Origin of the sequence: Thioclava sp. SK-1 (assembly GCF_001705665.1) — a bacterium.
GTDB lineage: Bacteria > Pseudomonadota > Alphaproteobacteria > Rhodobacterales > Rhodobacteraceae > Thioclava.
The window spans coordinates 180,055-193,432 of the sequence record NZ_MDHA01000069.1 but is presented as its reverse complement, the minus strand read 5'-3'; the positions used below and the strand labels follow the sequence as shown (position 1 = coordinate 193,432).

At 56.0% G+C, this 13,378-nt stretch carries 12 protein-coding genes; 10 read left to right on the top strand and 2 right to left on the bottom strand.

Translation table 11 applies throughout. The features are described 5' to 3' along the window. The first annotated feature begins 154 nt into the window (after nt 1-154). Nucleotides 155-340: a hypothetical protein gene (locus tag BFP70_RS16865; protein ID WP_066012803.1), complete on the top strand. Its 186-nt coding sequence runs from the start codon at nt 155-157 to the stop codon at nt 338-340. A gap of 166 nt (nt 341-506) precedes the next feature. Then, a complete protein-coding gene (parA, locus tag BFP70_RS16860; protein ID WP_066012802.1) occupies nt 507-1,127 on the top strand; it encodes a ParA family partition ATPase in 621 nt (206 codons plus the stop codon). Here the strand turns inward: parA and BFP70_RS16855 are convergent. Together BFP70_RS16855 and BFP70_RS16850 are read right to left on the bottom strand one after the other, a co-directional pair. After that, nucleotides 1,121-1,600 carry a YdcF family protein gene (locus BFP70_RS16855; protein WP_066012801.1) on the bottom strand — a complete coding sequence of 160 codons (480 nt, stop codon included), beginning with the start codon at nt 1,598-1,600 and terminating at the stop codon, nt 1,121-1,123. The two genes, parA and BFP70_RS16855, sit on opposite strands and share 7 nt — an antisense overlap. A gap of 53 nt (nt 1,601-1,653) precedes the next feature. Continuing rightward, entirely contained in the window at nt 1,654-2,397 is a 744-nt protein-coding gene (locus BFP70_RS16850) for a hypothetical protein (protein ID WP_141693243.1), read from the bottom strand. A 130-nt stretch (nt 2,398-2,527) separates the two neighbouring features. Between BFP70_RS16850 and BFP70_RS16845 the strand changes: the two genes are divergently transcribed. The 8 genes from BFP70_RS16845 (at nt 2,528) to aroA (ending at nt 13,313) form a co-directional block, all read left to right on the top strand. Next, on the top strand, nt 2,528-2,800 hold the full coding sequence (locus BFP70_RS16845) for a hypothetical protein (RefSeq protein ID WP_066012799.1): 273 nt from the start codon (nt 2,528-2,530) through the stop codon (nt 2,798-2,800). Between the two features lie 161 nt (nt 2,801-2,961). Then, nucleotides 2,962-6,024: a Hint domain-containing protein gene (locus tag BFP70_RS16840; protein WP_066012798.1), complete on the top strand. Its 3,063-nt coding sequence runs from the start codon at nt 2,962-2,964 to the stop codon at nt 6,022-6,024. Between the two features lie 96 nt (nt 6,025-6,120). Beyond that, nucleotides 6,121-7,233, top strand: coding sequence for an ABC transporter ATP-binding protein (locus BFP70_RS16835; RefSeq protein WP_066012797.1), 1,113 nt, complete (start codon nt 6,121-6,123; stop codon nt 7,231-7,233). Nucleotides 7,234-7,328: 95 nt separating this feature from the next. Then, nucleotides 7,329-8,402 (top strand): ABC transporter substrate-binding protein, encoded by a 1,074-nt coding sequence (locus BFP70_RS16830; RefSeq protein WP_066012796.1) that lies wholly within the window; start codon nt 7,329-7,331, stop codon nt 8,400-8,402. A gap of 171 nt (nt 8,403-8,573) precedes the next feature. After that, the gene (locus BFP70_RS16825) at nt 8,574-9,851 is read left to right on the top strand and encodes an ABC transporter permease (RefSeq protein ID WP_066012795.1); all 1,278 of its coding nucleotides are present in this window, start codon (nt 8,574-8,576) and stop codon (nt 9,849-9,851) included. Between the two features lie 120 nt (nt 9,852-9,971). Continuing rightward, nucleotides 9,972-10,883: an ABC transporter permease gene (locus tag BFP70_RS16820; protein ID WP_066012794.1), complete on the top strand. Its 912-nt coding sequence runs from the start codon at nt 9,972-9,974 to the stop codon at nt 10,881-10,883. 236 nt (nt 10,884-11,119) lie between these two features. Next, complete coding sequence (locus BFP70_RS16815) at nt 11,120-11,881, top strand: tRNA (guanosine(46)-N(7))-methyltransferase TrmB (RefSeq protein ID WP_066012793.1); 762 nt, start codon at nt 11,120-11,122, stop codon at nt 11,879-11,881. Nucleotides 11,882-11,969: 88 nt separating this feature from the next. Next, the gene (gene aroA, locus BFP70_RS16810) at nt 11,970-13,313 is read left to right on the top strand and encodes a 3-phosphoshikimate 1-carboxyvinyltransferase (RefSeq protein WP_066012792.1); all 1,344 of its coding nucleotides are present in this window, start codon (nt 11,970-11,972) and stop codon (nt 13,311-13,313) included. Nucleotides 13,314-13,378 lie beyond the last annotated feature (65 nt).

The following is a 13,378-nucleotide window of genomic DNA, read 5'->3' as shown; positions in this document are numbered from 1 at the left end:
AAATCGGTTTTAGAAACACTTGCGAAACTGCAACACTCAGCACTGAGAGCACTGCCATATTCACGATTTAGCCTTTGCAATTAATATTCCGTGTGCAAATCTCGCATCCGATGCTGCCCTGGGGGGCGGCACAACGGTAATGACGGAGATTACTATGAAAAAGATCGCTACTCTCGCCCTCGTGGCTGGCCTTTCGGCTTCGACCGCTTTCGCTGGTGGTTACACCGCACCTGTTGTTGAAGCAGAGCCGGTTGTTGTTGAAGGCGGTTCGTCCTCGAACGCTGGTATCTTGGTTCCAGTTCTGTTGCTGCTTGGCGTTGCCATCGTTGCTGCAGACTGATCCAAGGCCACAGCCTTGATCAAAGAAAACCGAGACGTGAAAGCGTCTCGGTTTTTTTGTGCCGCAAGGGTGAAATTGACGGAACGGTCCGGCTAAGCCATGCTGCGCATTTACTTTATCGCTCAGATGTGCTGCGATCTTGTGATCAAATGGGGAAATGAGTGATATGGCCAAGGTGATTACCGTAGCGCAGCAAAAAGGCGGTGCAGGGAAGACGACATTGGCCGTAACGCTGGCAACCGGCCTGATCGCGCGCGGCGTGCGTGTGGCGGTGATCGATACCGATCCGCAGGGATCGTTGGGCCGTTGGTTCATGACACGGCGCGAACGGATGGAAGATCCGGGGTTAGAATTCTCGACAGCCTCTGCATGGGGTGTGTCCTATGAATGTGAGAAGCTGGGCCGGCTGGCCGATGTAGTGATCATTGACACGCCGCCAAAGGTGGACAGTGATCTGCGCCCGGCACTGCGCGAGGCGGATGAGGTGCTGATCCCCATTGCCGACAGCCATGTTGACCTTTGGGCAACAGAGGGTGTGATTGATTTGGCGACCCGCGCAGGAAAGGCACCCAAAGTGGTGTTCAACCGGGTCAAAAAAGGCACCCGATTGGCGGCAGAGGTGGCGCAGGCTGCCTCCGGCTTGGGGGTGGAGATTCTGGCACCTTCCCTAAGCAACCGTGTGATCTACGCCGAGACGTTGGGGCAGGGCCTTGGGGCCATTGAAGCCCGCAGAAGCCCGGCCCATGATGAGATCGAGGCGCTGATGGCGGTTCTGTTTGATCAGTAACGCAGCATCCACCAGCCGGTTTTGATCAGGGCGGCACATTCGCGCAGCCGAGCAAAGATCAGGGTTTTGCGCCGTAGCAGATGTTCGGGCGGGCAACAGCATGTGACGCGCAGACCCAATCTGCGGGCGATCAACCTGGCGCGAAAGCTGTGGTAACGATCCGTGACCAAGATTCCATGAGCCTGACGTAACTGCGGGCATATCTCCAGCGCATTGACGATATTGCTGACCGTATTGGTTGAGCGATCTTCTTCCAGCACTGCAGCGCATGGCACTCCGGCCTGGATCAGGCTTTGAGCGATAACCTGCGCCTCTGCCGGGCCATGCACCCCCCATCCACCGCAGCAGATGATAACATCCACTGATGTTTGGTGCCAAAGCGCCAGCGCGGCGTCAATGCGGCGCTGTAGCGCGGGGGAGGGCTGGCCGCCGGGCCAGACCGCCGCACCAAGGATCAGGGCAATCGTGGTCATCGCCGCACGATAGGCATTGCGAGCCAGGACGTCTACTATTGGTGAGTATCATGTTAAAAGCTGATCCAAAGTGCAAGTTTCGCGCGGGTCTGACCGCCGCCTGCCACTGGGGTGATCACGCCGGTTTCCAAGGTCAGCGGCGTGGTGCCCAGCCCGAACGCAAGCGTCGATGAAAGATCTGCAGATAGCGGCGTTTCATCCGCTTTGAACAGTTGCAGTTGATTGATCCATTTTAATCGGTCTGACAGTGTCAGCCCGGCAGTCAGATCCAATTTGCCCTGTAGTTCCAGCACCAGGTATTGAGTGTATCGCAACAGATCATCGTCCATCTGCGCTTCATATGTGATGTAGCTGGATGCAAATAGGGCAGCTTCGGCGCTGATCCATCCAGAGCGCGGTAGGGGCGCTGCCCAATGCGTGCTATATCCACGCCCCCAATTGGCGCCCAACTTGATCAGCGGCGATGTATCGCCATTCTGGCTGCGCGCCCCTAGGCCGATCTGCCAACTTGCGACGCCCCAATCATCGCTCAGGGGGAATTGGCGCTGTAAAATCGCCAAAAGATCACGTTTGTGATCGCCATCACTGCCGATATCAAAAAGTGCGGTGGTTGCGTCGCTTAGTCCATATTCCAGATAGATACTGTGCCAGCCGGTTGGATCGTGGTCCAATCCTGCATCGTGGCTGATTGAGGCAAATACATTTCCCGCCCCCCGTGCCCAAGGTCCGGCTTGCGGTGCCGTGGCCCCCATCAAAGCGCAGAATAAGAAGACTAGCCGCAATACTATCTGTGTCATTGCCGGAGTGTGACAGGAATTTGCGACTTTTTGAACGCAAAGAACAACCTTGGGTTGTTTTATTTCTTGCAGCGGTGCGGAACTCACGCGGGCGTGATGCGTTGTGTGATCAGAAGAAGTGGAGAGTGTAATGGAAAATCTTGTGGCTACGCTGGGTATTCTGGGGCTGGCAGCCTTGGTCATCAGTGGCGCTTTGGCGGGATGGATTGCCAGCCTTGTGGCCGGGCGCAATCACCGTATGAGATATATCGCCATCGGCATTTTGGGCGCGGTGGCGATACCGTTTTTAATTGCGGCCCTGGGCGTTGGTGCTTTGGCCGCTGGTGGCGCAGCACTTATGGTCAGCGCGGCTATTGTGGGATCCTTGATCGTTTTGGCGATTGGCAAGCTTATTTTTGATTGATTAAGGCCCTTGTAGTAGCCTGAACGCCCCGGCCCCCCGAATTGCCCCTGCGTGATGCAGCGCTTTAGGCCAATGTTAACGCTATGTTCGAACATTTTGTGAACACTCAGCCCGTAGTGTCTTCTTGTTTGGAGTAGCGTCCGCTCGCCGGACCAATTGAAATGGCAAATTATACTTTCATCGGGTACGGCCCAAGCGCCTTTCAATCGGCAGGCGGGTCAAACTATATGCTGGATCCCAATTGGGATTCTGCAACCGATGGATATACGTTCAATATCACCGATGATGACGGCAATTTTGACGGTGATTCCAACGAAGTCGGCAACGATAGCAATCAAAACATATCTGTCACCGATGGCGCGGGAAATCCGGTTGGTAGTGGCCGTGGCTATGTCGAAGACAGCTGGAACTATACGGATGAATACGGCAACCCGCAGACGCTGTATTCTATTGAAATTGATGGGACACCGGTCGGTTTTATCTCTACCAGCCCGTTACAGCCCGGGATGGTGTTTTCTGCCCCAAGCTCTAGCAACGCGGCCCCCGTCGCCTATTCATCGTTGTCCAGCAACACCTATTCGCAGTCCAGCAGCAGTTCGATCAGGGGCGGCAGCTCTGGTGATTCGCTCTATGGCGGAGCAGGCGATGATACGATCGAGTCCGGCCAGGGGGCCGATACGATTGATGGCGGCTCTGGCAATGACACGCTGTTATACGGCGAAGGTGGCGCGACCTCTCTGGACGGTGATTCCGTTAGCGGCGGCGATGGCGATGACTATATCGACGATATCTCCGGTGGCTGGTGGGATTACAATGATACGCTCGATGGCGGGGCGGGGAACGATACGATCTATGCCGGCGGGGGGGATGACCTTGTTTATGGCGGTAGTGGCAACGACCTGCTGCATGGTGAAAATGGCAATGACACCCTGTATGGTGGCGATGGGAATGACACCATTTGGGGCGGGGCAGGCAATGACCTGATCTACGGCGATGGTGGTGACGATCAGCTTGTCGGGGACGATGGCGACGACACGATCTATGGCGGCGATGGCAATGACACTTTGGCCGGTGGCGCGGGTAATGACAGCCTGGATGGCGGTGCCGATGCTGATACATTCTATTTCAGTGATAATTGGGGAATTGATACGGTTTTTGGCGGTGGCACCACCACCACCGGCAGTGACAACGATACGCTTGATTTTAGCTATTATACCCAATCGGGCGTCACGGTTGTGTTCACGGGATCTGAAGACGGCACGTTCAGTGGCGGCGGCAACAGCGGTACATTCGACAATATTGAAGCCATCACCGGGTCAAACCAAGGTGATTCTGTCGATGGGGCTGCGGATGGCTCTGGATTCTATGCCGATATGGGCGGGGGGGATGACACTGTCGGCGGCGGGTCCGGTGCGGATACGCTTTATGGTGGCGCAGGCGATGACACGTTGTGGGGCGCAGGCGGCGATGACTATCTGTCAGGTGGCGATGGCAATGACACGCTGGAAGGGGCTGATGGAAATGATACCCTGACGGGGGGCGCCGGCCAAAACACTTTGATCGGTGACAATGATGCCGACACGTTCCTTGTGTCTAACACGGACGGGGTCGCCAACATTTACGGCGGCGAAGGAGGCACGGATTGGGACGTGATCGAGCTGTCGGGCGGCCCTGTGTCAATGACATGGACCGGATGGGAAACTGGATCTTTCACCTATGATGGTGGAACAACAACCCATAACTTCTGGGAAATTGAATCCGTCCAAGGCACCAGCTTTGCGGATACGTTTGATGCATCCGGCGCCAGCAATGGTGTCACCATTGATGCGGGCGACGGGGCGAATACGATCACCGGTTCTGCCCAGAGTGATAACATCGTTTCTGGTGATGGTGATGACAGTATCGAAGGTGGCGCGGGTGACGACACTATCTATTCAGGCTTCGGCAATGACACGGTGTCGGGTGGCGATGGCAACGACCTGATCGATGATTACGCAGGCAATATGGCCGATGATTATCGCAGCTCGGTCGATGGTGGGGCGGGAAATGATACCATCTTTACTGGCGGTGGTGCGGACACGATCACAGGCGGCAGCGGTTCGGATTCCCTACATGGGGAAGGCGGCGACGACCTTATTTTCGGCGGCGATGATAATGATGTAATCTATGGCGGCCTAGGTGCCGATACCCTGCATGGCGATGCAGGAGATGACACGATCTTCGGCGGGTCCGGCGATGATGTGATCTCCGGTGGTTCGGGCAATGACAGTATCACCACCGGCAGCGGTGCCGATAGGGTTGATCTGAACGACGGTGATGGCAGCGATATCGTCACCGACTTTGATATGACCGATGCCGGGTCGGGGTTGACGATTGACCAATTGGATGTGGCCGATCTGACCGATGCCGATGGCAATCCCGTCAATGCATGGGATGTTGTCGTAACCGATGACGGCTTCGGTAACGCTGTTCTGAGCTTCCCAAATGGGGAGCAAGTGACGTTACAAGGCGTCAGCCCCGGCCAGGTGTCCACCGCACCACAGCTGCATTCCGTGGGCATTCCTTGCCTTGTGGCCGGCACGATGGTCAAGACGCCGACAGGCCCGCGTTGTGTCGAAACATTGCAAATTGGGGATTATATTTGCAGACGGGATGGTCCGCCGGTGCCTGTGATCTGGACGGGCTCCCGCCATATCAGCCATGCGCAGATGCAGGCGGATCCCAGATTGCTTCCGGTCCAAATTGCCGCAGGGGTATTTGGCCAGCCGCATGCGCTGCATGTGTCGGGCCAGCACGGGATTTATGTGCCCGATGGTATGAATGGCGGCTTGGCGCGTGCGCGTCATTTGGGGCAATCCGAGTGGCGCGGGGCGCGGATCATGCGTGGCAAACGTGGCTGCACCTACCACCATATTTTGCTGCCGCGGCATGACCTGATCTGTGCAAATGGGCTGTGGGTTGAGAGCTTTTGGCCGGGGCCCAATGGCTTCGCTGCGATGGATTTGGCGAATCGGCAGTCGATCCTGACGAATCAACCACATTTGTCAGCGGGCCTTTTGGGGCTCGCTCCGGTTGAGACGGGCTATGGTGCACGCATTCTTCCGGTTTTGCGGCGCCGTCAAATCGATCATTCCAGCTGTTCGAAGTGGTCGCGTAAGATGCGTGAATTGGCGCTTTTCAACGCGTCTAAGGACGAAATGTACGGTTTGGATCGTCTATCTTAGGGCATTTGTCACAAAGGGTTGAAATTCTGACGGTCGCTTGGTTTAGTCGACACCTACGGGAACGAACGAACAAAAAAGATCGACAGGGAGCCCGATTTGAGTGATTCTAATAATGGCGACAGTTTTGTCGCCTTCGATCGCGTGCAGAAAAGCTACGACGGCGAAACTCTGGTCGTTAAGGACCTCAACCTTTCGATTGGCAAGGGCGAATTTCTGACGATGCTTGGCCCATCTGGGTCCGGTAAGACGACATGCCTGATGATGTTGGCGGGTTTTGAAACCGCGACGCATGGCGAAATTCTGCTGAATGGAACGAATATCAACATGGTGCCGCCGCATAAGCGTGGCATTGGTATGGTATTTCAAAACTATGCGCTGTTTCCGCATATGACAGTGGGGGAGAACCTTGCTTTCCCGCTGGAGGTGCGCGGTATCGGCAAGGCCGAACGCGAGAAGAAGGTGATGCGCGCGCTGGATATGGTCCAGATGGGCAGTTTTGCCAGCCGCCGGCCTGCGCAATTGTCCGGCGGTCAGCAGCAGCGGATCGCTTTGGCCCGTGCCCTTTGCTTTGATCCGGAATTGGTGCTGATGGATGAGCCGCTTGGCGCGCTTGATAAACAGCTGCGTGAGCATATGCAGTTTGAAATCAAAGCGTTGCATGAACGGCTTGGCATCACAGTGGTCTATGTAACGCATGATCAGGGCGAAGCGCTGACCATGTCGGACCGCGTGGCGGTGTTTAACGATGGCCGCATTCAACAGCTTGCACCACCAGATGAGCTGTATGAAAGGCCCAAAAACAGCTTCGTCGCGCAGTTCATCGGTGAAAACAACAAACTGGCGGGCAAGGTCGAAACGTTGGATGCGGCGGCTGACACTTGCACCGTGCGTCTGGCGTCGGGCGAGCTGATCGAGGCGACGCCGGTAAATGTGCGCCACGCGGGTCAGGAGACGCTGGTTTCCATCCGGCCAGAGCGGGTGGAATTCGATCCCGACCGCATGGAGCCAAATTGGCATTTGATTGACGCCGAAGTGATCGAGGTCGTCTATATGGGCGATATATATCGCACCGTTTTGCGCGTTGCCGGGACCGAAGGTTTCGTTGTGAAAACACGAAATACATTGGGCGCGAAAATGATGCCGAAAGGATCTAAGATTAAGATCGGTTGGAACCCCGCGGACGCCCGTGCGCTGGAGCCAATTGCATAATTTGAATTTCATGGGCGCGACGGTGTTCGCGCCCGGAATGCCGCAAACTGCGGTCAAAACGAACACAAAGTTCGAAAGATAACTGGGAGTATAAAATGAAAACAGCCATTATTCTGACCACCGCGCTTGTCGCCGTCGGAACCGCCGCTGCCGCGAAAGAGGTCACTGTCGTCTCATGGGGTGGTGCCTATGAAAAATCGCAGGTTGAGGCGTATAACAAACCGTTCCAAGAGCAAACTGGCATCACCGTGAACATGGTGGCGTCTGATAACCCTGCGGCGCCGATTAAGGCACAGGTTGAGGCCGGAAACGTGTCTTCGGACGTGTTTGACGTTGAATATTCCGACGCCGTGCGCCTGTGCGATGAAGGTATGCTGGTCGAGATTGATAAATCCATCCTGCCCGCGGCACCCGATGGCACCCCGGCAGAGGATGATTTTATCGAAGGCGCCCTGACCGATTGTGCGGTTGCCAACATCGTTTGGTCGACAGTCGTGTCCTATGACACGTCCAAATTTGCGGACCTGAAGCCGGAAACCATCGAAGATTTCTTCGACATTGACACATTCCCGGGTAAACGCGGCCTGCGTAAATCTGCAAAAGCGACATTGGAAATGGCGCTGATGGCCGATGGCGTTCCTGCCTCCGAAGTCTATGAGACATTGGAAACAGATGAGGGCGTGGATCAGGCGTTTGCCAAGCTCGACACCATCAAAGACGATGTTGTTTGGTGGGATGCCGGCGCGCAACCGCCACAGCTTTTGGCCGATGGTGAAGTCACCATGACCACCGCGTATAATGGCCGTATCTTCAACGCTGCCGTGGCCGAAGGTAAGCCCTTCGACATCATCTGGGATGGTCAGATCATGGATTTTGACCTGTTCGTCGTTCCCGTTGGGGCGCCAAATATGCAAGAGGCAATGGATTACATTGCCTTCGCAACTGATACGCAGCGCCTTGCCGATCAGGCGCAATATATTTCCTATGGCCCGGCGCGGAAATCCTCAGGGGCGCTTGTCGGCACCTACATGGACGGAAAAACCGAAATGGCGTCGCATATGCCGACAGCTGCGGCAAACCTGGAAAATGCTCTAGTCAATGACTTTGAGTTCTGGGCTGATCGTGATGTTGAACTGAACGAGCGTTTCAACGCTTGGCTGGTGAACTGATCGAAGCTTTTGGGGAGGAGGGATGATCCTTCTGCCCACGACTGCCATTGGGCCGCGCACCTACGTGCCGTGGCCTTGGCAGGTTGCGGACATGCATAGATATGCGATGCCGCCATGCCTCTCATTCTGTTGCGGGTTGGACCGACCCGCCGCGTGTCCAAAGGACCCCAGATGACCGACGCCACACTCCATCCTTCAGACCCGGAACCGCAGCCGATCTTGACGACGGCCGACGGTAAACCGCTTAAAGCGGCTTTGGCTGCCTCCCAGGCGCGGGCACGCCGACGCGCGTTCATGCTGGTCGCACCGCTGTTTGTGTTTATCCTTGTGACATTCATCTTTCCCATCGGACAGATGCTGTTTCAATCGGTCTATAACCCCGCGTTCAGCGATAACGTGCCACATTTGCAGACATGGTTCGATGACAATCCTTTGGGAACCGAACCTGACGAAGCCGCCTATGAGGCCTTGGTTATGGATCTGCGCCAGATGCGCGAAGATCGGACACAAGGTTCGGCAGGCACCCGGATCAACTATGACGTATCGGGGACACGCTCGCTTTTCACGAAAACGGCACGTCGTGCTGAGCGGTTAGCCCCCCCTTATAAACAGGCCGTACTAGAGGTTGATGACGGCTGGGATGATCCAAACCTATGGCGGGCGATGCGATCTGCGTCGTCGCCGCTTACAATTGATTTTTACCTGTCGGCCCTTGATATGACCCGCGATGTCCAAGGGCATATCGTATCGGTCGAACCAGAGCAGGCAGTTTATAAAAAATTGTTTGGCAGAACCTTGATGCTGTCACTGACGATCACGGTAATCTGTATTTTACTGGCCTTTCCAATCGCCCATATGCTGGCAACATTGCCCTTGGCAAAGTCTAACCTTCTGATGATATTGGTGCTTTTGCCATTTTGGACGTCGCTCTTGGTGCGCACCACCTCATGGATGGTGCTGTTGCAAAGCCAAGGCGTTATCAATGACTTGCTCGTGTGGATAGGTATCATCGGTGACGATGGGCGTATCCAAATGATGTATAATCAGTTGGGAACGGTCATCGCGATGACCCATATCTTGTTGCCCTTCATGGTGCTGCCACTTTATTCTGTCATGCGCACCATTCCACCGACCTATGTTCGGGCTGCGCGATCCCTTGGTGCGACGAGTTGGACGGCCTTCCGTCGGATCTACCTGCCGCAAACGTTGCCAGGGATTGGCGCCGGCGCCTTGCTGACATTCATCCTCGCAGTTGGATATTACATTACCCCGGCCCTGGTCGGCGGTGCAGACGGTCAGCTGATCTCCAACCTGATTGCATTCCATATGCAAAAATCACTGAATTGGTCGCTGGCCGCCGCCTTGGCCGCAATTTTGCTTGCTGGCATCTTGCTGCTCTACTGGCTTTACGACCGGCTCGTCGGTATCGATAATATGAAACTGGGCTGAACGGCCCCTTTTCATCTTGCTGTAAATATCCCGGGGGAGCAATTTTCAGAGGCATCGAGCCTCTGAAAATTGCGGGGGCAGAGCCCCCATTGCGCCCGGGTTCAACGAAAGTAGAAAGATATGGCCGTTCCCGCCTATGCCAGCCCGCTCGAAAAAACGTGGCACTATACATATCTTGTGCTGTGTACGCTGATCTTTTTGTTTCTGATCGCGCCAATTCTGATCATCATTCCGCTCAGCTTCAATGCCGAGCCGTATTTCACCTTCACACAGAAGATGCTGTCTTTCGACCCTGAAGGTTATTCTCTGCGGTGGTATGACAGCTTGCTGACCTTTGGCATGCAAGAGCCTGATCGCATGCGTGACGCCAGCTGGTGGCTGGATGTATGGCAAAATGCGCAATGGGTGCAGGTCGCCAAGCATTCGGTAATCATCGGGATTTTTGCGACGCTTTTGGCAACATTTCTGGGCACTCTGGCTGCACTTGGCCTGTCTCGCCCTGAGATGCCGTGGCGTCGGCCCATCATGGCCATCCTTATCTCCCCTATGATCGTTCCGATCATCATCACGGCAACCGGGTTGTTTTTCTTCTATTCGAAAACTGGTTTGGCAAATTCCTATCCGGGGATCATCTTGGCGCATGCCACGCTTGGCATTCCATTCGTGATTATCACTGTAACGGCTACTTTGGTGGGGTTTGATCACTCGCTCAGCCGCGCGGCAGCCAGCTTGGGTGCCAGTCCGCGCACGACGTTTTTCCGGGTCATTATGCCTCTCATCTTGCCGGGCATGGTGTCGGGCGGCTTGTTTGCCTTTGTCACATCCTTTGATGAGGTGGTTGTGGTTCTTTTTGTGGCGGATCACAGCCAGCAGACCATTCCACGGCAGATGTGGAACGGCATACGCGAGCAAATCAGCCCGGCAATCTTGGCGGTTGCAACCATCTTGGTGTTTGTTTCAATTGCCTTGTTGACCACGGTGGAGCTGCTGCGCCGGCGTTCTGATCGGGTTCGCGGTGTGACGGGCCGATAAGCCTCTCCTTTGGTTACCCTGTGGACGCTAATGCCCGCAGGGGGACCAATGCAGGTTGGCCCGCGCCAAACAGACGGCTTTGTGTTTTGGTCGGGCCGCCCATGAACGCTTTGCTGTGTTCAGGTCGCGCTTTGTCGGGCGGTAGGGGGAAGGCGTCGGATGTAATATCGGTTTTTCGCTGCACCGGGCCGCTCAGGCTCTTGACCAGAATATCATGCTCCGGCTATGGCGCGAGCATGAACGATACACCGAAATCCCCCGAACACCCCGACCGCGGCTGGCGTAATTTTTATGGCCGTAGGCATGGTCCAACGCTGAACAAGGCGCAAAAGGATTATCTGGACGAGGACCTTGACAGCCTGTCACCGGGCGCGGCGGTGGATTGGGACGCCAATCCAGAGCGTGCACCCTTGGACATGCAGATGCGTTTCCATGGCAAGCCAGTGTGGCTGGAGGTGGGTTTTGGCGGTGGAGAGCATATGATCCATATGGCCAGCACCTATCCCGAGGTCGAGATCATCGGCTGTGAACCCTATATGAATGGCGTGGCCATGTTACTGGGGAAAATCCGTAAACTAGGGCAGCAAAATGTAGCGGTGCATCCCGGTGATGCGCGCGATGTCATGGATGTCCTGCCCGAGGCCAGCCTGTCGAAAGCGTTCTTGCTGTATCCTGATCCCTGGCCCAAGGCCCGCCACCATCGCCGCCGCTTCGTGACGCAAGAGCATCTAGTGCCATTGTTCCGGGCACTGAAACCTGGCGCCGAATTCCGCATTGCGACTGATATTTGCGACTATGTGCGTCAAGCCGTGCAAGAAGTGCCCAAAGCCGGGTTCGTGGCGCAGTTTTGTGTCCCGGAAGCCTTTAACCATGACGACCCGCAAGAGGTGTCAGGCGATTGGGACACCGCATGGGATGATTGGATTTCGACCCGCTATGAACAAAAAGCGCTGCGTGAAGGGCGAAAGCCACATTACCTGACCTACCGCAAACCCTGACGCGTGCAGAGGCTGCGGCTTTGCGCAATCATGTTGTCGGGCGGCGGCCTATGCGCTAGGAAAGCGGCGCAATTATGGGAGATGCGCAATGTCCGGCCATGGTGATCCGATCCGTATGACCTCGTCGAAATCCGGTCCCTTGACGGGCGTGGCAGAGGTGCCTGGGGATAAATCAATCAGCCACCGCGCGTTGATTTTGGGCGCGCTGTCAATCGGTGAGACAAAGATCACCGGATTGCTTGAAGGCGAAGATGTCTTGGACACTGCCAAGGCCATGCGTGCCTTTGGCGCACAAGTGACACAGCATGGTCCGGGGGAATGGACCGTTCATGGTGTCGGTGTCGGCGGCTTTGCAGAGCCCGAGCAAGTGATTGATTGCGGTAACTCTGGCACAGGTGTGCGGTTGATTATGGGCTGTATGGCAAGTTCGCCAATTACGGCAACATTTACCGGTGATGGATCATTGCGCAAACGCCCAATGGGGCGCGTGACCGATCCGATTGCGCTATTTGGGGCGCAAAGCTATGGCCGTGAGGGTGGTCGTTTGCCGATGACGATTGTGGGCGCGGTTGATCCGGTTCCGGTGACATATCACACGCCGATGGCCTCGGCGCAGGTGAAATCTGCGGTGCTTTTGGCAGGTTTGAACGCCCCTGGCGAAACAGTGGTGATTGAAACCACCCCGACCCGCGATCACACGGAGCGCATGCTGCGGGGGTTTGGCGCGGATGTGCGTGTAGAAACTGTGGCCGAAGGGCATAAGATTACGCTGAAAGGCCAGCCCGAGCTGAGCGGTCAAGTGGTGGCCGTGCCGCGTGATCCCAGCTCGGCGGCGTTTCCTGTCTGTGCGGCGCTGATCACGCCTGGGTCGGATATTATGGTTCCCGGGGTCAGCCAGAACCCGACGCGCAACGGGCTGTTCGTGACGTTGCAAGAAATGGGCGGGAAGATAGAGTTTTTGAATGAGCGGGAAGAAGGTGGTGAGCCGGTCGCGGATCTGCGGGTGCGCTATTCTGAACTGGTGGGAATTGAGGTTCCGCCGAAGCGTTCTGCGTCGATGATTGACGAATATCCGGTGCTGTCGGTTGTGGCCGCCTTTGCGACGGGAAAGACGGTGATGAAGGGCGTGCATGAGCTGCGCGTGAAAGAGTCGGACCGTATTGATGCGATGGCGCGCGGGCTGGAAGCCAATGGTGTGACGATCGAGGAAGACGAAGATACGTTGATCGTTCACGGGATGGGCGCGGGTGGTGTACCAGGTGGAGGGACAGCTGCGACCCACTTGGATCACCGGATTGCGATGAGCTTCATGGTTCTTGGCATGAATTCTGTCGCAGCTGTGTCGGTTGATGATGGCACACCGATTGCGACATCTTTCCCGATTTTTGAAGGGCTGATGGCGGGTTTGGGCGCGTCGATCACCCGTGGCTGAGTTTGGGCCGATGGCGTAGGGGGCTGTCTGCCCCCTTTTGGGCCAAGGGCCCAATTCACCCCCGA

Bases quoted from the DNA above. Each gene is read 5' to 3' on its own strand.
- BFP70_RS16865 (WP_066012803.1), top strand. From the start codon at position 155: ATGAAAAAGATCGCTACTCTCGCCCTCGTGGCTGGCCTTTCGGCTTCG.
- parA (WP_066012802.1), top strand. From the start codon at position 507: ATGGCCAAGGTGATTACCGTAGCGCAGCAAAAAGGCGGTGCAGGGAAG.
- BFP70_RS16855 (WP_066012801.1), bottom strand. From the start codon at position 1,600: ATGACCACGATTGCCCTGATCCTTGGTGCGGCGGTCTGGCCCGGCGGC.
- BFP70_RS16850 (WP_141693243.1), bottom strand. From the start codon at position 2,397: ATGACACAGATAGTATTGCGGCTAGTCTTCTTATTCTGCGCTTTGATG.
- BFP70_RS16845 (WP_066012799.1), top strand. From the start codon at position 2,528: ATGGAAAATCTTGTGGCTACGCTGGGTATTCTGGGGCTGGCAGCCTTG.
- BFP70_RS16840 (WP_066012798.1), top strand. From the start codon at position 2,962: ATGGCAAATTATACTTTCATCGGGTACGGCCCAAGCGCCTTTCAATCG.
- BFP70_RS16830 (WP_066012796.1), top strand. From the start codon at position 7,329: ATGAAAACAGCCATTATTCTGACCACCGCGCTTGTCGCCGTCGGAACC.
- BFP70_RS16825 (WP_066012795.1), top strand. From the start codon at position 8,574: ATGACCGACGCCACACTCCATCCTTCAGACCCGGAACCGCAGCCGATC.
- BFP70_RS16820 (WP_066012794.1), top strand. From the start codon at position 9,972: ATGGCCGTTCCCGCCTATGCCAGCCCGCTCGAAAAAACGTGGCACTAT.
- BFP70_RS16815 (WP_066012793.1), top strand. From the start codon at position 11,120: ATGAACGATACACCGAAATCCCCCGAACACCCCGACCGCGGCTGGCGT.
- aroA (WP_066012792.1), top strand. From the start codon at position 11,970: ATGTCCGGCCATGGTGATCCGATCCGTATGACCTCGTCGAAATCCGGT.